We start from the raw sequence: 19,450 nt of genomic DNA on the forward strand, positions 1-19,450 counted from the left end.
CTTTGTTTTGCTTAGTTGTGCTCTGTTATACCTGCTAAGGCAGAAATCTTTTAATCTTAGATATTAATGTGTAAATTCTATAATTTTATGTTATTTCTATGAGCTAACTTTTAGTAATGGTATAAAATCTCTATTTTGGTCTTATTCTTGTTTTATATCTATTTATGAAGAATTCTATTATCTATTTATGTGTATTAATTACTAGTTTTTCCTTTGCTCAGCAGACGGATTATGTGGATTTTGAAAAGTTAGAGGCAACGATTGGTTTTGAAGTAGATTCATCAAAGGTAATGGGTGCTGGTACATATACCTTTAAAATTTTACAATCAGTAGACTCTATTTTTATCGATGCAAGGAATTTTGAATTTAAATCTGTAGAATTGATTAATCAGTCTACAGAAAACTTTAATTTTATTAATAGTAGCGATAAATTGTGGTTGAAATATAACTTTCAAAAAGGCGAAACTTATCTGCTTTCTTTTGATTATGAAGCTTATCCTGAAAAAGCTATATATTTTACTAAACAGAATAATGAAATTCAAATATGGACACAAGGACAGGGTAAGTATACGAGTAATTGGCTGCCAAGTTTTGATGATGTAAATGAAAAAGTTGAGTTTGACTTGAATATAGTTTTTGATGATGGCTACGAGGTTCTATCAAATGGTAAATATGTTTCAAGTAAAAGGTTAAATCATATCGGTAAAAAGCAATATGAATTTGACATGAAAAAACCAATGTCCAGCTACTTAGTGGCACTAGCTATTGGTAAGTATAATAAGAAAACTGAGACTTCTAAATCCGGAATTCCATTAGAATATTACTATTATCCAGAAGATTCTTTAAAATTTGAACCAACGTATCGTTACTCCAAACAAATGTTCGATTTTTTAGAAGAAGAAATAGGTGTCCCATATCCATGGCAAAATTATAAACAAGTTCCTGTTCATGATTTTTTATATTCTGGAATGGAAAACACAAGTCTTACTATATTTTCAGATGCTTTTGTGGTGGATTCTATTGGTTTTAATGATAGAAATTATGTAAATGTTAATGCGCACGAATTAGCACATCAGTGGTTTGGTGATTTGGTAACGGCAAAATCTGGTAAACACCATTGGTTACAAGAGGGTTTTGCTACGTATTACGCACTGTTAGCCGAACGCGATATTTTTGGTGATGATTATTTTTATTTTAAACTGTTGCAAAATGTACTCGATTTAAGTCGGCAAGATTTAACAGGTAATGGCACATCGCTATTAGATGAGAAGGCAAGTAGTTTAACGTTTTATCAACGAGGTGCTTTTGTATTGCATGCGTTAAAATATAAAGTTGGTGATGCTGTGTTTAAAAAAGCCGTAAAAAACTATCTAACAAAATATCAGTTTAGTAATGTTGAAACTAAGGATTTTATTGCTGAAGTCCAGAAGTTATATGGTAAATCGTTAACTAGCTTTGTTAATTATTGGATTGTCAGTAAAGATTTTCCATACGAACAAGCCTTTGAAATACTTAAGAAGCAGTCTGTTTTTGTTAATGAATATGCAATAGTAGATTGTGAAGCGCAATCTTCTAAATGTGCAGAGCAGCTAAAGTATTATATCTCAGATGAAGCTAAAGCTAAAATTATTTCTCAAGTACCAGATTTGGTAACCGCAGATACTTTTAAAAATGGTCTTAAAGTTAGACAAGCTATTGCACAGCATGTCACTCAAATCCCTAAGAATTTAAAAAAAGAATACGAGTCTTTATTAGACGATATGTCTTATATAACTATTGAGAGTGCTTTGTATAATCTTTGGACAAATTTTCCGGCAGATCGTGCTAAGTATTTAGCTAAAACAAGAGATGTTGTTGGTTTTAATGATAAAAATGTGCGTTTATTATGGATTGCATTAAACTTAAATACACCATTTTACGAAGCCGATAATAAATATGAACTCTTCAATGAATTAAAACAGTATACAGGAGAAGCGTATAATGCGGATTTAAGAATGAGCGCATTTAATTATCTTTACATAATGAAATCTTGCGATAAAGACTGTATTGCTGAGTTAGAAAAAGCAAAATCGCATCATAATTGGAGAATGGTTAAGTTTGCAAAAGATTTAATTAAAAAAATAGAAGAAAACAAAAATTAATGCGGGCTTTAGTCATATCTGGAGGAGGAAGTAAAGGTGCATTTGCAGGTGGTGTAGCGCAATATTTAATGGAGCACAAAAAACATAATTACGATATGTTTTTAGGTACTTCTACAGGAAGCTTATTAGTGCCACACTTAGCAGCAGGAGAAATAGGTAAATTGTATGATATTTTTACCAATGTGCAACAGCACGATATTTTTAGTGTAAGTCCATTTATTCAAAGAAAAAAAGGAGATAGAGAATACGTCTCCATAGATTTTATAAACTCCCTTTGGCAGTTTATGAGGCGCAAACGTACTTTTGGTGAAAGTAAGGCGTTAAGAAAACACATAAGAAAACATGTAACTTATAATGAGTATTTGAAAATAAGAAAAGAAAAGCACGATGTTGTTGTTACTGTAGCTAATCTTTCTTTAAATAGAGTAGAATATAAGTCTATACAAGAATGTTCTTATGAAGAATTCTGTAATTGGATATGGATTTCTTGCAACTACATTCCTTTTATGTCTTTAGCCAAAGTAGATGGTTATGAATATGCAGATGGTGGTTTAGGAAGTGTAATACCAATAAGAGAAGCTATTTTAAGAGGTGCAACAGAAGTTGATGCCATAGTTTTAGAAGCAGAAACTTTAGGGAAGCAAAAAGTACTGGGTAAAAACCCCTTTTCATTAATGATAAATTTATTTAGTCATTTGCTTAACCAAGTAGAACGAAATGATATTATGATTGGTAAGTTGGCAGCAAAGAATAGAGGTGTAAAACTAAACTTGTACTATACACCAACAAGTTTAACGGAAAACTCCTTAATTTTTAGCAAACGTCTTATGGAAAAATGGTGGCACGAAGGATTTGATTATGCCGAAAAACGCCACGAAAAATAATTGTTAATAAATACTGATTAGTCTTTGGTTGAGGGACAATAGTAATAACAACATCATCTCACTATATAACCTTATAAGTAGTTTAAAGACAATTAGCCTACCACATGTCACTAACCTCTTGCTTTATAAAAGCAAGTGCAGCATTACTTGGTGCTGGTTTATCCATTAATTCCGTTAAAACCACTTCACGTAATTTATTAGCAGAATCTGTACCCTCTTGCATTGTAGATTTTCTAATTAACTGAATGGTTGCATTTTTAGCTGCCTGCGTAATAGACCAACATTGGTCACTTACATATATTTGCTGTGATAAATTATGCTCAAATTCTTGTTCTATGGTGGCAATAAGTAAAGTTTCATAATCTTCTTTATTAGAAGATGTTGGGTTAACTCTAGTTAATAATTTTGAAGGCGAAATACGCTCTAAAAAAAGTGCCATACGCTCGTAGGCTTGTAAACGCAATGGAAACGTTTCTTTTTGTAAATCTTTTTGTAACAGAAAATTTCTTCTATTGGTTTCGTTATCTGTATGCATTTTAAAAAAGTAATATGCAATGACACCAACAATTAAAGCTGGTGCAATGTTAAAAAGAAGTTCTAGTACCTTATCTATATCCATTCTGTTTGTTTTGAGTTAAGATTAAATTTTTATTAGTCAAAAAACAAGTCTTGATTATCCTAAATTCAAACTTTAAGCTGTAAAGGTAATTTATTTTAAAGATTTTAAAAATTAATAGCACTAACTATGATTCAAAAACATAAAAAAACACTTATCAATTTATCCGTCATAATTTTAGTAGCTATAGTCGTTACACTTTGGGGTAATTATGCCGTAGAACGCCAGATAAAAAAGGTGCTGCAAGGTTTGCCTAAAACAATACAATTGCAATACACATCAATTAAAGCTAATATTTGGACTGGAAATGTGGCCATAAAATTACCTCAATTGAGTGTAATTGGTGAAATAACAGATCAACCAATTCTTAATGCAGAATTAAAAACAATTGAGATAAAAGATATTGGTTATTATGATTTTTTAATAAATGATCAGATCTCTATAAATTATCTAATTCTGGATCAATTAGTTGTAAACTATAAGTATAATCCTAAAGTTAAGCGCAGCTCTTATAATAAAGGAATTTTAGAGAAATTGAAACAGATTATACATGTCGAAAAAGTTGATTTTAACAATGCAGATGTTTTAGTTTTAAATTCTGAAACAGATTCTACATTATTGAGTCTGCCTAAGTTTAATTTTGAATTAAAAGAGCTTCAAATACAACCCGAAGCTTCAAATATTTCTAATAAAATAAAATTTAAAGATTTTAAAGTATCAGCTTCTAACGTAAAATGGGCAATGAATACGTTTGATGATTTATTCGCAAACACAATAGAGATAACTGATGACTATGCTGTTTTTAATGAATTTCAGATTAAAACAAAATACAATAGACAAGAATATTCTAAAATTTTGAACGTGGAACGCGATCACTTCCAGCTTAACATAAAACAATTAAAGTTAAATGATTTAGACTATGGATTCAACATAGAAAATAGTTTCTATTTAACATCTAAAGAAATGAATGTAGTTACACCTGAAACTGAAATTTACAGAGATAAATTAGTAACAGATGACCTAAAGAAAAAACCATTGTACTCTCAGCTATTAAGGGACTTAGATTTTAATTTAAACATACATTTAGTGGAAATCACAAACGGAAAAATAGCTTACTTAGAAAAAGTTAATGAAGATAAATCAGCAGGTCGTTTAGATTTTACAAATCTTAATGCAACCATTGTGAATTTAGGTAATATTAATGGAAGTGAAGAGACGCAAATTAAGGTGAATTCTACATTTATGGACAATTCTAGTTTAGCAGTCCGTTGGGATTTTAAAGTCAACGATAATACAGATCAATTTAGTTTTAAAGCAGATTTAGGATTGTTTAATGCCGATCAGTTAGATCAGTTTACTAATGCTAATCTTAATATAGATTTAAATGGCCAATTACAACAAACCTATTTTACCATAAGCGGTAATAAGAAAGCTTCTCGTGTAGATTTAAAAATGAAATACAATGATTTTGAGGTTGCTATTTTAAAAAAGAATGGTAAAGAAAAAAATAGGTTGTTATCTAAACTAGTCAACCTAATTGTATCTAAAAACAGTAATGAAACTAAAAATAATTTTCGTTATGGACAAGATTACAAAGTAGAGCGCGATGTTACTAAATCTGTTTTTAATTACATTTGGTTAAATGTAAAACAGGGTTTATTAGCAGCTATGACAGGTAAAGGTGTTATTAAATAGTATTTAAAATCAATGTTTTAAGACAATGTTTTAATATTTAATGGCTTTCAATTCGGATAACAAAGAGAGTATCCGTAAATTTACAGCTTCAAAAAATTTTATCTTGGAAAAATATCTCAGTCAACTTAATGACGCACAACTAGAACCTACAATTCAGGTTAATGGACCAATGATTATCATTGCTGGTGCAGGTTCTGGGAAAACTCGAGTGCTTACGTATCGTATAGCGTACTTAATGAGTAAAGGAGTTGATCCCTTTAATATTTTGGCTTTAACTTTTACCAATAAAGCTGCAAAAGAGATGAAAGGTAGAATTGCAGATATTGTTGGTGATAGTGAAGCAAAAAATCTATGGATGGGTACATTTCACTCGGTTTTTGCTAAAATTCTTCGTTTTGAAGGACATCATTTAGGTTTTCCAAGTAATTTTACAATCTACGATACGCAAGATTCACAAAAGTTAATGGGTTCTATTATTAAAGAAATGGGACTCGATAAAGATATCTATAAAACAAAGCAAGTTTACAGCAGAATCTCTTCATATAAAAACAACCTAGTTACGGTAAAAGCCTATTTTAAGAATCCAGAATTAATGGAAGCAGATGCCATGGCAAGGCGTCCAAGAATGGGAGAAATTTACAAAGAATATGTAGATCGTTGTTTTAAGGCTGGAGCCATGGATTTTGATGATTTATTATTAAGAACCAATGAGCTTTTAACACGTTTTCCTAATGTTTTGGCACAGTATCAAGATAGGTTTAGATATATCTTGGTAGATGAGTACCAAGATACAAACCATTCTCAATACTTAATTGTAAGAGCATTGGCAGACCGTTTTCAAAATATATGTGTAGTAGGTGATGATGCACAGAGTATTTATGCGTTTCGTGGTGCTAATATTAATAACATCTTAAACTTTCAGAAGGATTATGATGGCGTAAAAATGTTTAGACTAGAGCAGAATTACCGTTCTACAAAAAACATTGTGGGAGCAGCAAATTCTGTAATAGAGCATAATAAAACTAAATTAGACAAAGTAGTTTGGACCGCCAATGACGTTGGAGAAAAAGTGATTGTTCACAGAGCAATGACAGATGGAGACGAAGGTCGTTACGTAGCAAGTACTATTTGGGAAACTAAAATGAATCAGCAATTGCACAACAGTGATTTTGCGGTTTTGTATAGAACCAATGCGCAATCTAGAGCAATTGAAGATGCCTTGCGTAAACGAGATATTCCGTATAGAATTTATGGAGGTTTATCATTTTACCAGCGTAAAGAGATTAAAGATGTTACAGCATATTTGCGTTTAATTCTTAATTCTGCAGATGAGGAAGCATTAAAACGAGTTATTAATTATCCGGCGAGAGGTATTGGTCAAACCACAGTTGATCGTTTAATTGTTGCGGCAAATGCTACAGGGCAAACCATATATGATGTTATTAAGAATCTTGATTCAGTTAATATTAACATTAATAATGGAACTAAAAATAAGCTTCGAGATTTTGTAACACTTATTGAAAGTTACAAAGTAATGAACCAAACAGCAAATGCTTTTGATTTAGCAGAGCATGTAACTAAAACTAGTGGTTTAGTTAGAGAATTAGGAAAAGATGGAACTCCTGAAGGCGTTGTTAAAATGGATAACGTACAAGAACTTCTTAATGGTATTAAAGATTTTGTTGAAGGACAAATAGAATTGGCAGATGCTGGTGATTCTTTAGCAGAATTTTTAGAAGATATTGCGTTGGCAACAGATTTGGATGGAGATAAAGGTGATCCAGATCATGTAGCTTTGATGACAATTCACTTGGCAAAAGGATTAGAATTTGGACACGTATTTATTGTAGGTATGGAAGAGGATTTATTTCCTAGTGCCATGAGTATGAACACAAGAAGTGAATTAGAAGAAGAACGACGTTTATTTTATGTAGCCTTAACAAGAGCAGAAAAACAAGCGTATTTAACATATACCTTATCGCGTTACCGTTGGGGAAAATTAATAGATGCAGAACCTAGTCGTTTTATCGAAGAAATTGATGACGAATTTATAAATATAACCACACCATTAAAAGAGCGTTTTAACCCAATGTTAGACGCTTCTATATTTGGAGATGTAGAGCCAAATCGCGTAAGATTTGCAAAACCTAAAACCCCAAAGATTCAGAAAAAAGAGATGAACAAAAAACCTGAAAACTTTAAAATAAGTACACCAAAACGACTGAAAAAAATAGATAATTCTAAAACTGATACTACAACATATAACAGTGATTTAACAGTTGGTAGAACTGTAAATCATCAACGTTTTGGAAGAGGTCAAGTTATTAATATTGAAGGAAAAGGTGCAGATGCAAAAGCTGAAATAAAATTTCAGAATGGTGATACAAAAAAATTACTGTTGCGCTTTGCAAAGCTTGAAGTGTTAAGAACTAAGCAAGATTAAAGATAGGTCTGTATAAAGTTTTGAAGCTTAGTCGTTGTATCAATAAGATTTAGTCCAACCCAACCATGCCCTTCTTCAGGGTATAAAGTAAATTCATGAGTTACATTAAGTTCTTCTAGTTTATCTCGTAACGCAGTGCCTTGTGTTGTTGGGATTAATGGATCATTACCACCATAAAACATAATTGTTGGTGGCGCAGATGCAGTTACTCTATGATAAGGACTTATTTCTTCTAGATAAGACGTTGAGGTGTCTATACCTAAGTTCATTAAAAGTAACTGTAAAATAGGGTCTGTATTTTCTAAATATGCAGGGTCTGTAAAATTGGTAGGGCCAACAACACTACAAACCATTTCAGTTTGGCTATTAGTATCAAAACCATAACTCCATAATAACGATAAATGCGCACCAGCACTTACACCAACAAAACCAATAGCATTAGAAATAGTATAATAGTCTTCATTGTTTTCTAAGTAATCTACTACACTTGTAATATCATTTATTTGCATTGGGTAGGCATCATTGTTGGCATCTGCTAAACGGTAATTAATATTAACCACGGCATAAGATGGCATTTGTTCTAAAATATAATCTTTAAAATCGTTCATGTCTTCTTTATCGCCAGAAGACCAACCACCACCATGGACTAAAATAATGGTTTTGGTAGCTGTAGTTCGGTTAGCAGGTAAGTATAAATCGAATACTTGGTCGCTGTCAGAACCGTATGATACATTAAGTTCGGTGTAAGATTCTAGTGGGTCTAAAACATCTTGTTCATCATCCGCAGAGTTATTTGATGAACATGAAATAAATATGGATATAGAAACCAAAAAGACTAAAGCTAATTTAAAATGTTTCATAATAAAAAATGTAGTTACTTTGTAAACGCGTCCTAAATATAGTTATTATGGCTGAATTTGTTAAAATATATCCAGAAAACCCCAATCCAAAAGAAATTCAAAAGGTTGTTAATGTGTTGAAGCGTGGAGGATTAGTTATTTACCCAACAGATACCGTTTATGGTTTAGGCTGTGATATTACTAATATTAAAGCATTAGAGCGTATTGCTCAAATAAAAGGTGTTAAACTTGAAAAATCTAACTTTTCATTTGTATGTGAAGATTTAAGTAACCTCAGTGATTATGTAAAGCAGATTGATACTACTACATTTAAAATTTTAAAACGAGCTTTACCAGGACCATATACATTTATTTTACCAGGCTCTAAAAATTTACCAAATCCATTTAAAAAAAGAAAAACTGTAGGGATTAGAGTGCCAGATAATTCAATAGCTCTAGCTTTAGTGTCGGCATTAGGAAATCCTATAGTTTCTACATCCATTAGAGATGAAGACGATGTTTTAGAATATACCACAGATCCAGAGTTAATATTAGAAAAATGGGATAAATTAGTAGATATAGTTATTGATGGTGGTTATGGCGATAATGAGGCATCTACCATTATAGATTTATCTACAGGTGTGCCAGAGGTTGTTAGAGAAGGTAAGGGAAATTTAGAGATTTTTTAGAAAATATAAGGCTTACTCTCTAACAGGTTTTTTTACGCTGTAAAATAAAACCAGCGCAATTAAACCAGTAACCAAGAAACCAATAAATAACGGTAAAACTGAAGTTTTAATAAAACTACCAATATAATTGGCAATAGGTACAGCCATTATTGTAGAAATAAAGCCATTTAATGCAGAACCAATTCCTGCAATATGTCCCATGGGTTGCATAGCTAAAGCTCTATAATTACCAAACAAAAATGCAACACTTGCAAATTGAAGCATTAAAAAAACAATTAAAACACCTACAGGAGGATTTACACCAGACCAAAAGAGAACGACATAAACTAAAGCTATAGAAACAAAAGTTAATAAGGCAATGTTTACAAGGTTCCACATGCCAAATCGCATTACTATGGCACTATTTAAAAAAGTAGATAGTCCTATAGTAATCGCTAAACTGGCAAATATGTATGGAAATAAATCACCTAAATTATACTGTACCTGAAAGATTTGTTGAGAGGTACTTAAATACACCATAAAAGACCCAGTAATTAAACCAGAAAGTATTGTGTATATAACGGCAGATTTTATTCTGAAAAACGTTAAAGTACCTGTTTTAAATATAGAAAGGTGGTAGGTTTTTCGGTGTTGCTCTTGCAATGTTTCTGGTTGACGTTTCCAAAACCAAAGCATTATAAGTGCACCAAAAGCAAGGTTAACACTAAAAATAGAATGCCAACCAAAATGATGGAGTAAAAACTGCCCTAGCATTGGTGCAATTACTGGTACTAAAATAAAGGTCATTGTTACAATAGACAGTATTTTAGCCATATGGTCACCACTGTAAGAGTCTCTTACAATAGCAATACTCATGGTTCTTGGTGATGATAAACCAACACCTTGTAAAATACGTCCTAACAACATCATTTCAAAATTCTTGGTGGTAATACAAATAAGTGATGCTACAACAAATACTCCAAAACCTAAATAAACCATAGGTTTACGGCCAAAACTGTCTGAAAGTGGCCCAAAAATTAATTGGCCAAACCCAAGTCCTAAAAAAATTGTAGTAATAAGTTTTTGGTTTTCGGTTTCGTTAACACTGCTTAAATATGTGCCTATTTTTGGAAGTGCAGGTAAAACAGCATCTATGGATAAGGCTACAATAGACATTAATGCTGCCATTAATACCACAAATTCTAACTGAGACCGTTTTTGATTTTGCATGGCGCAAAAGTAAGAATTAATGTCTATTTTTGATTACTCACAGTATTAATAAAAACTTAAATTAAGTATTAAATAATGCCATATGCTTACTAAAACTTTAATCAAAATATTTACTAGAGATTTAGAAAAAATAAAGGAAGAAATTAGTCTTTATAAAGACGAAAAAAACCTGTGGAAAATAGATGGATTAGTGACTAATTCTTCAGGAACTTTAGTACTTCATTTATTAGCAAATTTAAACCACTTTATTGGCGCAATTTTGGGAGATTCGGGTTATGTTAGAGATCGTGATTTAGAATTTTCTTTAAGGGATATCCCTAAGTCAGAATTACTATCTGAGCTTAATAAAACCATACGTATTGTGGAAAATACATTAAACAAAATAACTCCCAATATGTTACAAAAAGACTATAAGCCTCAGGTTTTTAAAGACCCAATGACTATTGGGTATTTTTTAGTGCATTTAGCGTCTCATTTGGCTTATCATTTGGGTCAGATAAATTATCATAGACGATTATTAGATAAATAAATTTGAATAATTAAAACTGTAGAATTGTTTTTTAAACGAAGTTGTTACTTTAGTTATAGGTAAAATCACGTTCTATAATTTCAATTTTTTGAGTGGAATTATATGTTTTTTGAAGTTCTATACAGTTATCAGAAGCATCTTTTTCTAAACACCGAAGCGTTGTTTTTTCTGTTTCCTTTCGGTCTTTATTTAAAGTTATTATTGTTAATAAAGTATCGCTTTTAATAGTTGTACCATATCTGTAAATGTACTTATTAAAAGTAGTAAAGTTATCTGTAATATGTTTTACAGTACCGTCTTTATTGTATTGCACAATAATTTCATTTTGTTTGTCTGTTTTCTGACTATAACAGCTTATACGCTCCTTTTGATTAAATTTCCAGCGTGTTTTACAATAGTATGGTTCTTTATTAGGGAATGATTTTTTATTAAAAAACAACTTCTTTTCAACGGTTTCAATAAGGTCATTTTTTTCATTGAAAGTTTCAGAATATTTAACCCTACCGTTTTTGGTAAGTTCAATATGTTTCAGTTCTATCTGGGTTTTGTTGCCATTTTCTATAGCGTAAGTTGTTTCCTTAATTTTAGAAATATCACTTTGTAATTGTAGCTTTTGCACCAGTTTTTTTGAAGCACAAGAGGATAGTATAAGCACAAAAGTTATATATTTTAAAACCTTATTCATTAATCTAAAGTGATAAAATAAAGATACAAAAATTACAGCATATTTGCATTGCGCAGGTTATAACGGAATGTTACCATGTTTACGCTTAGGTTTTGAGACATCTTTATTTTTTAGCATACTAAACGCTTTTATTAGTTTTTGTCTTGTGTTTTGTGGTAAAATTACTTCGTCCACAAAGCCGCGTTTTGCTGCACTATAAGGATTTGCAAATAGATCGGCATATTCAGCTTCTTTTTCTTTCCATTTAGCCTCTTTGTCTTCTGCTTCAGAAATTTCACGTTTAAAGATAATTTCTGCTGCACCTTTTGCACCCATTACGGCAATTTCGGCATTTGGCCAAGCAAAGTTCATGTCAGCACCAATATGTTTAGAATTCATTACATCATATGCACCACCATATGCTTTTCTTGTAATCACTGTAATTCTTGGTACAGTAGCTTCGCTAAAGGCATATAATAATTTAGCACCATTGGAGATAATACCATTCCACTCTTGGTCTGTACCAGGTAAAAATCCAGGTACATCTTCTAAGACTAATAACGGAATATTAAAACAATCGCAAAAACGTACAAATCGTGCTGCTTTTTTAGAGCTATTTACATCTAACACACCAGCCAAAAACATAGGTTGATTGGCAACAATACCAATACTTTTTCCGCCTAAACGTGCAAAACCTACAATAATATTTTCAGCATAATCTTTATGGATTTCGTAAAAAGAATTTTCATCAATTATACCTTCAATAATGTGATGCATATCGTAAGGTTTATTTGGGTTGTCTGGCACTATAGATGATAATACATCTCTCACTTCGTCTTTAAAAACATAGGGAATATCATCTACCTTACACTTGTTGCTTTGTGGTACATAGCTTAATAAAGTTTTAAGGTCTTCTAAACATTCTACGTCATTAGAGGATGTTTTATGAGCCACACCAGATTTTGAAGAATGTACACTTGCGCCTCCTAATTCTTCACTGGTGACTTCTTCATTAGTAACTGTTTTTACAACATTTGGTCCTGTTACAAACATATAGCTTGTGTTTTCAACCATTAATGTAAAATCAGTCATAGCAGGTGAGTACACCGCGCCACCAGCACAAGGTCCCATAATCGCAGAAATCTGAGGAATAACACCAGAAGCCTGAACATTTCTGTAAAATATATCTGCATAACCTCCTAAAGAACGCACACCCTCTTGAATTCGCGCGCCTCCAGAGTCGTTTAGACCAATAATTGGAGCACCAACATTTACAGCCATATCCATAATTTTACAGATTTTTTCGGCATGTGTTTCAGATAATGAACCTCCAAAAACGGTAAAATCTTGAGCAAAAACATAAATCAGTTTTCCGTTTACTGTGCCATAACCAGTAACAACACCATCGCCATAAAATTGTTGGTCTGCCATACCAAAATCTTTAGTTCTATGTGTTACTAAAGCTCCAATTTCTTCAAAAGAGCCTTCATCTAAAAGATATAAAACACGCTCTCTTGCAGTTAGCTTTTTCTTTTGATGTTGTTTATCTATTCTCGCTTGTCCTCCTCCTAATTTGGCTAAGGTTAGTTTATCGTTAAGGGTTTTTATTTTAGAATTCATAATTTCTGTATTTCTCGCTATCTGTTTACCGCGAAGTCGCAAAAACGGAAAACTTTTAATTTTAATATTTTTTTTTGACTAAAGACTATTCAGGTATTCTTAAAATTTTCTGTTCTTTTAAAAAATGTTTTAATGCAATTTTTGCTGCAATTTCTGCCTCTAAGACATGTTGCTGTTTTAATAAGCTAAATGAATAGTGGTTATTAACAAAATGTGTATCAAAATTTCCACTTCTAAAAGCATCGTGCTCACAAACAAAGCGACCAAAAGGTAAAGTACTTTGTACACCTTCTATTTGATAATTATTTATTGCTGTTATCATTAATGCAATGGCTTCTTCTCTTGTATTTCCGTAAGTAATCAGTTTAGATAACATTGGGTCGTAGTAAATAGGAATATCCATGCCTTCTTCATAGCCATTATCTACTCTTATATTTTCGCCTTCAGGAAGTTTATATACCTCTAATTTACCAACACTTGGTAAAAAATCGTTCATTGTATCTTCTGCATAAACTCTCAGTTCTAACGCATGACCATTAATTTTTAAATCGTCTTGCTTAATATTTAACGTTTCTCCTCGAGCTACTTTAATTTGAAGCTCTACTAAATCTACTCCAGAAATCCACTCGGTTACAGGGTGCTCTACTTGCAATCTGGTATTCATTTCTAAGAAGTAAAAATTTAGGTTCTCATCTAATAAAAACTCAACAGTTCCAGCGCCAACATAATCACAAGAACGTGCTACATTTATGGCAGCTTCACCCATTTTTTTTCTTAGTTCTGGTGTTAAGACTGAAGAAGGTGCTTCTTCTATTATTTTTTGGTGTCTACGTTGTATAGAACACTCGCGCTCAAAAAGATGGATGATATTACCATGGGTATCTGCCATAACCTGAATTTCAATATGCCTTGGAGAAGCTACATACTTTTCAATAAACACAGAACCATCTCCAAAAGACGATGTTGCTTCACTGATGGCTCTATTCATTTGCGATTCAAATTCCTTTTCGCTTTCAACTATACGCATTCCTTTTCCGCCTCCACCAGCAGATGCTTTAATAAGAATTGGGAAACCTATGTTATTTGCTATTTGTTTAGCTTCAGAAATATCAGTAATGGCCTTGTCTGTTCCTGGTACCAATGGTATGTTATAATCCTTTATGGTTTCTTTAGCTGCTAATTTATTGCCCATTAATTTAATAGCCTTAGAACGCGGCCCTATAAAAATGATATTATGGTCTTCGCATAATGCTGCAAAATCAGCATTTTCACTTAAAAAACCATAACCAGGATGTATGGCGTCTACATTAAGTAATTTTGCTACTTCTATAATTTTATCACCTTTTAAATAGGATTCATTAGAAGGTGCTGGACCAATACAAACGGCTTGGTCTGCATATTTTACATGTGGCGAATTTCGGTCGGCTTCAGAAAATACAGCCACTGTTTTAATGCCCATTTTTTTAGCAGTTGTCATCACTCTTATAGCGATTTCACCTCTGTTAGCTATTAATATTTTTCTCATTTTATGCTGAATTTGTTTTCAGTATTTCAACTTTAACCTTTAGTAAATAGGTGTCTTTTTTAATTTTATCTGTATTTAGATTTTATACCTCTGTGTTTTTAACATGTGCCATCTAGTAAAGTACATGCATTAATGGAAACGATTAAGATTCAAACTCAATTAAAAGTGTGTTCTTTTCTACGGTTTCTCTTTCGTTAACTTTAATAGATTTTATTATGCCCTCACGTGGTGAGTGTATTACATTTTCCATTTTCATGGCTTCAAGAATTAATAACGTGTCGTTTTCTTTTACATAATCGCCAACTTTTACTGTAATTTCTAATATTAACCCTGGCATTGGAGCTTTAATGTCGTTAACTTGTCTTGATGCACCGATTTCAAACCCTAGTGCCTCAATTTGTTGGTCTAACTGATCTTGAATATCAACGTTATAAGTGTTGTTGTTAACTTTAATTTTAAATGTTTTTTTGTTGAAATCAGATTTTAAAACTTTGGCTTTTATAGATGTGTTTTCATGAAGAATATGATAAGTATCTGAAGAAATTTCTACACTATCTAGAGCTTTTAAAGTGTCTTTTGATAATTTAAAAGTATCTGTAGTGTTAACATTAATTTTATACATATGCTATAATTTGTTATATAATTGCTAAGTTATAACGAAAAAAGCAAACAAAAAATGAAATTAGAAAGGATATTTTGAGAATATCATAATTTAATACAAATTGTTATTCAATATTAATTATGAGGGTTTAAAGTGAGAATGGTCTTGATGTTTTTTAATGGCTTTACGGGATAAAAATAATCCTATAACTAAGGATACAAAAGCACCAGTTGAAATTCCTGGAATAAAATTGATAAATAAGAAGAAATCATAAGCACCATGAAACAAGGTTGCTAGCAGTAAACCTGTTAAATTTAATACCAATCTATTGTTAGAGAATTTTGCTTTACCCATAAAATAACCCATTAAAACACCAAACGTAGCATGTGCTGGTACTGCTGTAAATGCTCTTACTATGGCCGTTTGGTAACCACCTTCTATAACGTACATTAAATTTTCTGTACAGGCAAAACCCATGGAAACCATTACTGCATATATAATGCCGTCGTAAGGTTCGTTAAATGCTTTTTTAGGCTGCGCATAATATTTTACAATAACGTATTTACTAAATTCTTCAGACAAGGCAACGACTACAAAGGCTTGTATAAATTGCTGCCAAACACTAAATTTATCAGTAACAGGTATAAATCTTCCGGTAAAAAAATAGAGTGCAAATACAATGAGTACACTTATTATGGCACCAAGTAGAAAACTAAAAATCAATAGTTTTCTCGGTTCTTTTTCATGTTTGTCTTGAATATAAATGTATAAAATGATACTAAAAACTGGAGCAATGGCGAGCAAGATGGTGTTCATGTAGAGGATATATTTTGGATGGTTTTTAGTATAAATTTATAATAATCGGTATTACTGCTTACAAAATGGTTATTAGTTTTGCTGTTATTTAATAAGGTTTCAAATTCAGAAAAAGATACGAGTTTTACAGCTTCGACTTCTGATTCTTGAATTACTAAATCAGTAATAGGTACTTTTAATTTGGCTATAAAAACCTGATGAAATTCGTTATCTTGTATGGTACCATCATTATAAGATGTTTCGTGTAGAAAAACACCAACATGTTTTAAGTTGTTCGCTTCTAGTTGTACGCCAAGTTCTTCTTTAGTTTCGCGCAAAGCAGCTTGTATAAATGTTTCGCCTGCGTCAATATGTCCGGCTGCAGAAACATCCCAAAGCAAAGGGAAAATTAATTTTTTATGAGAGCGTTGTTGTAAAAGAATTTCGCCGTTAGAGGTATATAACCATAAATGTATAGTGTTGTGATACAATCCTTTAGTATGCGCTTCGGATTTTAAAGCAGTTTTACCTGTAGGTTTACCGTTTTTATCTACGATGTCTATAATTTCGTCCATAGTTGCAAGAAGACCTCAAAGATTTTGAAACCTTTGAGGTCTTTATTATTATTGTTTTTCCAAATCTAATTTAGCTAGTTATTTAAAATAACTAAATGTTTCTCCGTCTTCTATTTTGAGCAATGTTTCATAAATTAATTTAATGACATTTTCAACATCATCTCTATGTACCATTTCTACAGTTGTATGCATATAACGTAGTGGTAAAGAAATTAGGGCAGAAGCCACACCTCCATTACTGTATGCAAAAGCGTCAGTATCTGTTCCGGTTGCTCTAGATAGTGCAGCGCGCTGAAAAGGAATTTTTTTGTCTTCTGCAGTATCTGTAATTAAATCGCGTAATTTTTGTTGTACAGCAGGTGCATATGCTACAACAGGACCTTTACCAATTTCGGCATAACCTTGTACCTTTTGGTCTATCATAGGAGTTGTTGTATCATGAGTTACATCTGTAACAATAGCGACGTTTGGTTTAATGGTTTCGGTAATCATTTGGGCACCACGTAAGCCAATTTCTTCTTGTACGGAGTTAGTAATATAAAGTCCAAAAGGTAATTCTTTCTTATTTTCTTTAAGTAAACGGGCTACTTCAGCAATCATAAATCCACCCATTCGGTTATCTAAAGCTCTACAAACAAATTTGTCTTTGTTTAAAATATGAAACTCATCTGGATAGGTGATAACACAACCCACATGAACACCCATTTTTTCAACTTCTTCTTTATCTTTTGCTCCAATATCAATACAGATATTATCTGGTTTTGGTGCTTGTTCTTTAGCTCTGCTTCTGGTATGGATTGCAGGCCAACCAAAAACACCTTTCACAATACCTTTTTTTGTATGAATATTAACAACTTTACTTGGTGCAATTTGGTGGTCGCTTCCACCGTTTCTAATTACATATAGTAAGCCGTTATCTGAAATATAGTTAACATACCAAGAGATTTCATCAGCATGTCCTTCAATAACAACCTTATATTTTGCCTTAGGGTTTATTACTGCAACTGCAGTTCCATAAGTGTCTGTGATAAATTCATCTACGTATGGTTTTAGATAATCCATCCATATTTTTTGGCCTTCCCACTCGTAACCTGTAGGTGAGGCGTTATTTAAATATTTCTCTAAAAAGTCTATTGACTTTTTATTCAATAATTGTTTTTTAGCCATCTGTGTAAATTTTCTTTAAAAATAATAATATTAATACTAATTTAGGGTTATAGATTATAAATATTACTAATTTTGAATAGTATTAAAATTGAATTTTTGGAACGATTTTAGCATTATAGAAATTGATGAGGTATATATTCTACATTTGGTTATTTTTTTCTGTGGCATTAACAGCCCAAGAAAGACCTGTGGAGCATGATCAAGATTCTGTAGATGTACACTATATGATAATTGATTCTGTACCTGTAACAGAAGTAGAGTTAAAAGAAGTTGTAGTATTACCTAATTTAAAGTTTGCAGATAAAGCAGCGAGAATTAGATATATTATTTTAAGACGAAAAACCTTGAAGGTTTATCCGTATGCAAAGCTTGCAGCGGAACGTTTAGAAGCCTTGCAAGAGCGTTTAGATGGTTTAGAACGAAAGCGCGATAAAAAACGATACGCAAAGGTTATACAGAGGTATATTGAAGATGAGTTTTCTGCTGAACTAAAAAAGCTTACAAAAACGGAAGGTCAGATTTTGGTAAAGCTTATTCACCGACAAACCGGAAAAACTACTTTTGAACTTATTAAAGAATTACGCAGTGGTTGGCGCGCTTTTTGGTTTAATAGTACCGCGAGTGTTTTTGATATTTCTTTAAAAAAAGAATTTATTCCGATAGAAGAGGAAGAAGATTATCTTATAGAAGATATTTTACAACGCGCTTTTAGAAACGAACGCTTAATTAGACAAGAACCGGCATTTGATATTGATTTTTACGCCTGTTATAACAAATGGACTAAAAAGAGGCAAAAAGATACGGCTAAAAATACTGTAAAAACTAAAAATGCGGGTTCAAACTAAACATGAAGAGAAGTTAAATGCATGGACACATGGTTTTGGTGCGGTTCTGGGTTTAGTGGCTTTAATTCTTTTTATAATAAAAACAGATAATGCGCAACCTTGGCATTTGTTTAGTGTTATTGTTTATGGATTGTCTATAATTATTCTGTTTACGGCATCAACACTATACCATTCTATAGAAGATGAAAAACAAAAACATTATTTTAGAATTGTAGACCATGTAAGTATTTATCTTCTTATTGCAGGTACATATACGCCAATTTTGTTAATCTCATTAACAGAGAGTCTTGGTTGGACACTTTTTTGGACGGTTTGGGGAATAGCTTTGTTTGGTGTTATTTTAAAATTATTCTTTACAGGACGTTTTGAGATTTTTTCAACCCTTTTATATTTGGTAATGGGTTGGTTAATTATTTTTGATTTTACAAATGCATCTGCAGCTCTAGGTTCGCAAGGTGTTTTATGGTTATTTGCGGGTGGTTTATTTTACACAGTTGGTATTATATTTTATGCTTTTCATAAAATACCATATAATCATGTTATTTGGCATTTGTTTGTTTTAGCAGGTGCAATTTGTCACTTTTTTATGATTTATATGTATGTCATATAAATA

General features: G+C 32.0%; 18 protein-coding genes. 8 read left to right on the plus strand and 10 right to left on the minus strand.

The features are described from left to right. Positions 1-164 precede the first annotated feature (164 nt). Together GN138_RS08230 and GN138_RS08235 are read left to right on the plus strand one after the other, a co-directional pair. Positions 165-2,141: a M1 family metallopeptidase gene (locus GN138_RS08230; RefSeq protein ID WP_157363311.1), complete on the plus strand. Its 1,977-nt coding sequence runs from the start codon at positions 165-167 to the stop codon at positions 2,139-2,141. After that, positions 2,141-3,025 carry a patatin-like phospholipase family protein gene (locus GN138_RS08235; protein WP_157363312.1) on the plus strand — a complete coding sequence of 295 codons (885 nt, stop codon included), beginning with the start codon at positions 2,141-2,143 and terminating at the stop codon, positions 3,023-3,025. The genes GN138_RS08230 and GN138_RS08235 overlap by 1 nt, the downstream gene beginning before the upstream one ends. Positions 3,026-3,122: 97 nt before the next feature. Here the strand turns inward: GN138_RS08235 and GN138_RS08240 are convergent, their stop codons facing one another. Beyond that, a complete protein-coding gene (locus tag GN138_RS08240) occupies positions 3,123-3,644 on the minus strand; it encodes a DUF7935 family protein (protein ID WP_157363313.1) in 522 nt (173 codons plus the stop codon). Between the two features lie 126 nt (positions 3,645-3,770). On the opposite strand from GN138_RS08240, the gene GN138_RS08245 reads away from it, so the two are divergent. Both GN138_RS08245 and GN138_RS08250 read left to right on the plus strand, forming a co-directional pair. Next, positions 3,771-5,336, plus strand: coding sequence for a hypothetical protein (locus GN138_RS08245; RefSeq protein ID WP_157363314.1), 1,566 nt, complete (start codon positions 3,771-3,773; stop codon positions 5,334-5,336). 103 nt (positions 5,337-5,439) lie between these two features. Continuing rightward, the gene (locus tag GN138_RS08250; RefSeq protein ID WP_157363315.1) at positions 5,440-7,779 is read left to right on the plus strand and encodes an ATP-dependent helicase; all 2,340 of its coding nucleotides are present in this window, start codon (positions 5,440-5,442) and stop codon (positions 7,777-7,779) included. Here the strand turns inward: GN138_RS08250 and GN138_RS08255 are convergent. After that, complete coding sequence (locus tag GN138_RS08255) at positions 7,776-8,639, minus strand: alpha/beta hydrolase (protein WP_157363316.1); 864 nt, start codon at positions 8,637-8,639, stop codon at positions 7,776-7,778. The genes GN138_RS08250 and GN138_RS08255 overlap by 4 nt on opposite strands. A 47-nt stretch (positions 8,640-8,686) precedes the next feature. Between GN138_RS08255 and GN138_RS08260 the strand changes: the two genes are divergently transcribed. After that, entirely contained in the window at positions 8,687-9,307 is a 621-nt protein-coding gene (locus GN138_RS08260) for an L-threonylcarbamoyladenylate synthase (protein WP_157363317.1), read from the plus strand. Between the two features lie 12 nt (positions 9,308-9,319). Here the strand turns inward: GN138_RS08260 and GN138_RS08265 are convergent, their stop codons facing one another. Beyond that, positions 9,320-10,516, minus strand: coding sequence for a multidrug effflux MFS transporter (locus GN138_RS08265; RefSeq protein ID WP_157363318.1), 1,197 nt, complete (start codon positions 10,514-10,516; stop codon positions 9,320-9,322). A gap of 82 nt (positions 10,517-10,598) precedes the next feature. Here GN138_RS08265 and GN138_RS08270 point away from each other — a divergent pair, with 82 nt between their 5' ends. Further along, a complete protein-coding gene (locus GN138_RS08270; protein WP_157363319.1) occupies positions 10,599-11,045 on the plus strand; it encodes a DinB family protein in 447 nt (148 codons plus the stop codon). 49 nt (positions 11,046-11,094) lie between these two features. Here the strand turns inward: GN138_RS08270 and GN138_RS08275 are convergent, their stop codons facing one another. The 7 genes from GN138_RS08275 to GN138_RS08305 all read right to left on the minus strand — a co-directional run bounded on the left by GN138_RS08275 (position 11,095) and on the right by GN138_RS08305 (position 17,992). Continuing rightward, positions 11,095-11,730, minus strand: a complete 636-nt coding sequence (locus GN138_RS08275; RefSeq protein ID WP_157363320.1) for a hypothetical protein — start codon at positions 11,728-11,730, stop codon at positions 11,095-11,097. A gap of 57 nt (positions 11,731-11,787) precedes the next feature. After that, positions 11,788-13,329, minus strand: coding sequence for an acyl-CoA carboxylase subunit beta (locus GN138_RS08280; RefSeq protein ID WP_157363321.1), 1,542 nt, complete (start codon positions 13,327-13,329; stop codon positions 11,788-11,790). 85 nt (positions 13,330-13,414) lie between these two features. Then, entirely contained in the window at positions 13,415-14,854 is a 1,440-nt protein-coding gene (accC, locus tag GN138_RS08285; protein WP_157363322.1) for an acetyl-CoA carboxylase biotin carboxylase subunit, read from the minus strand. Positions 14,855-14,996: 142 nt separating this feature from the next. Beyond that, positions 14,997-15,476 (minus strand): acetyl-CoA carboxylase biotin carboxyl carrier protein subunit, encoded by a 480-nt coding sequence (locus GN138_RS08290; protein WP_157363323.1) that lies wholly within the window; start codon positions 15,474-15,476, stop codon positions 14,997-14,999. Between the two features lie 117 nt (positions 15,477-15,593). Beyond that, a complete protein-coding gene (locus GN138_RS08295; protein WP_157363324.1) occupies positions 15,594-16,271 on the minus strand; it encodes a PrsW family intramembrane metalloprotease in 678 nt (225 codons plus the stop codon). Beyond that, on the minus strand, positions 16,268-16,825 hold the full coding sequence (locus GN138_RS08300; RefSeq protein ID WP_157363325.1) for an NUDIX hydrolase: 558 nt from the start codon (positions 16,823-16,825) through the stop codon (positions 16,268-16,270). The genes GN138_RS08295 and GN138_RS08300 overlap by 4 nt, the downstream gene beginning before the upstream one ends. A gap of 78 nt (positions 16,826-16,903) precedes the next feature. Then, positions 16,904-17,992: a M42 family metallopeptidase gene (locus GN138_RS08305; protein ID WP_157363326.1), complete on the minus strand. Its 1,089-nt coding sequence runs from the start codon at positions 17,990-17,992 to the stop codon at positions 16,904-16,906. A gap of 125 nt (positions 17,993-18,117) precedes the next feature. Here GN138_RS08305 and GN138_RS08310 point away from each other — a divergent pair, with 125 nt between their 5' ends. Both GN138_RS08310 and trhA read left to right on the plus strand, forming a co-directional pair. After that, on the plus strand, positions 18,118-18,837 hold the full coding sequence (locus tag GN138_RS08310) for a DUF4294 domain-containing protein (RefSeq protein ID WP_157363327.1): 720 nt from the start codon (positions 18,118-18,120) through the stop codon (positions 18,835-18,837). Further along, a complete protein-coding gene (gene trhA / locus GN138_RS08315) occupies positions 18,821-19,447 on the plus strand; it encodes a PAQR family membrane homeostasis protein TrhA (RefSeq protein WP_157363328.1) in 627 nt (208 codons plus the stop codon). The genes GN138_RS08310 and trhA overlap by 17 nt, the downstream gene beginning before the upstream one ends. Positions 19,448-19,450 lie beyond the last annotated feature (3 nt).

It is taken from the genome of Winogradskyella endarachnes, from assembly GCF_009741275.1.
Taxonomy (GTDB): Bacteria; Bacteroidota; Bacteroidia; order Flavobacteriales; family Flavobacteriaceae; genus Winogradskyella; species Winogradskyella endarachnes.

Excerpts from the sequence above, each read along its gene's own strand:
- GN138_RS08280 (WP_157363321.1), bottom strand. The coding sequence starts at position 13,329 with ATGAATTCTAAAATAAAAACCCTTAACGATAAACTAACCTTAGCCAAA.
- accC (WP_157363322.1), bottom strand. The coding sequence starts at position 14,854 with ATGAGAAAAATATTAATAGCTAACAGAGGTGAAATCGCTATAAGAGTG.
- GN138_RS08260 (WP_157363317.1), top strand. The coding sequence starts at position 8,687 with ATGGCTGAATTTGTTAAAATATATCCAGAAAACCCCAATCCAAAAGAA.
- GN138_RS08235 (WP_157363312.1), top strand. The coding sequence starts at position 2,141 with ATGCGGGCTTTAGTCATATCTGGAGGAGGAAGTAAAGGTGCATTTGCA.
- trhA (WP_157363328.1), top strand. The coding sequence starts at position 18,821 with ATGCGGGTTCAAACTAAACATGAAGAGAAGTTAAATGCATGGACACAT.
- GN138_RS08270 (WP_157363319.1), top strand. The coding sequence starts at position 10,599 with ATGCTTACTAAAACTTTAATCAAAATATTTACTAGAGATTTAGAAAAA.
- GN138_RS08240 (WP_157363313.1), bottom strand. The coding sequence starts at position 3,644 with ATGGATATAGATAAGGTACTAGAACTTCTTTTTAACATTGCACCAGCT.
- GN138_RS08310 (WP_157363327.1), top strand. The coding sequence starts at position 18,118 with ATGAGGTATATATTCTACATTTGGTTATTTTTTTCTGTGGCATTAACA.
- GN138_RS08295 (WP_157363324.1), bottom strand. The coding sequence starts at position 16,271 with ATGAACACCATCTTGCTCGCCATTGCTCCAGTTTTTAGTATCATTTTA.
- GN138_RS08305 (WP_157363326.1), bottom strand. The coding sequence starts at position 17,992 with ATGGCTAAAAAACAATTATTGAATAAAAAGTCAATAGACTTTTTAGAG.
- GN138_RS08245 (WP_157363314.1), top strand. The coding sequence starts at position 3,771 with ATGATTCAAAAACATAAAAAAACACTTATCAATTTATCCGTCATAATT.
- GN138_RS08255 (WP_157363316.1), bottom strand. The coding sequence starts at position 8,639 with ATGAAACATTTTAAATTAGCTTTAGTCTTTTTGGTTTCTATATCCATA.
- GN138_RS08275 (WP_157363320.1), bottom strand. The coding sequence starts at position 11,730 with ATGAATAAGGTTTTAAAATATATAACTTTTGTGCTTATACTATCCTCT.
- GN138_RS08300 (WP_157363325.1), bottom strand. The coding sequence starts at position 16,825 with ATGGACGAAATTATAGACATCGTAGATAAAAACGGTAAACCTACAGGT.
- GN138_RS08290 (WP_157363323.1), bottom strand. The coding sequence starts at position 15,476 with ATGTATAAAATTAATGTTAACACTACAGATACTTTTAAATTATCAAAA.
- GN138_RS08265 (WP_157363318.1), bottom strand. The coding sequence starts at position 10,516 with ATGCAAAATCAAAAACGGTCTCAGTTAGAATTTGTGGTATTAATGGCA.
- GN138_RS08230 (WP_157363311.1), top strand. The coding sequence starts at position 165 with ATGAAGAATTCTATTATCTATTTATGTGTATTAATTACTAGTTTTTCC.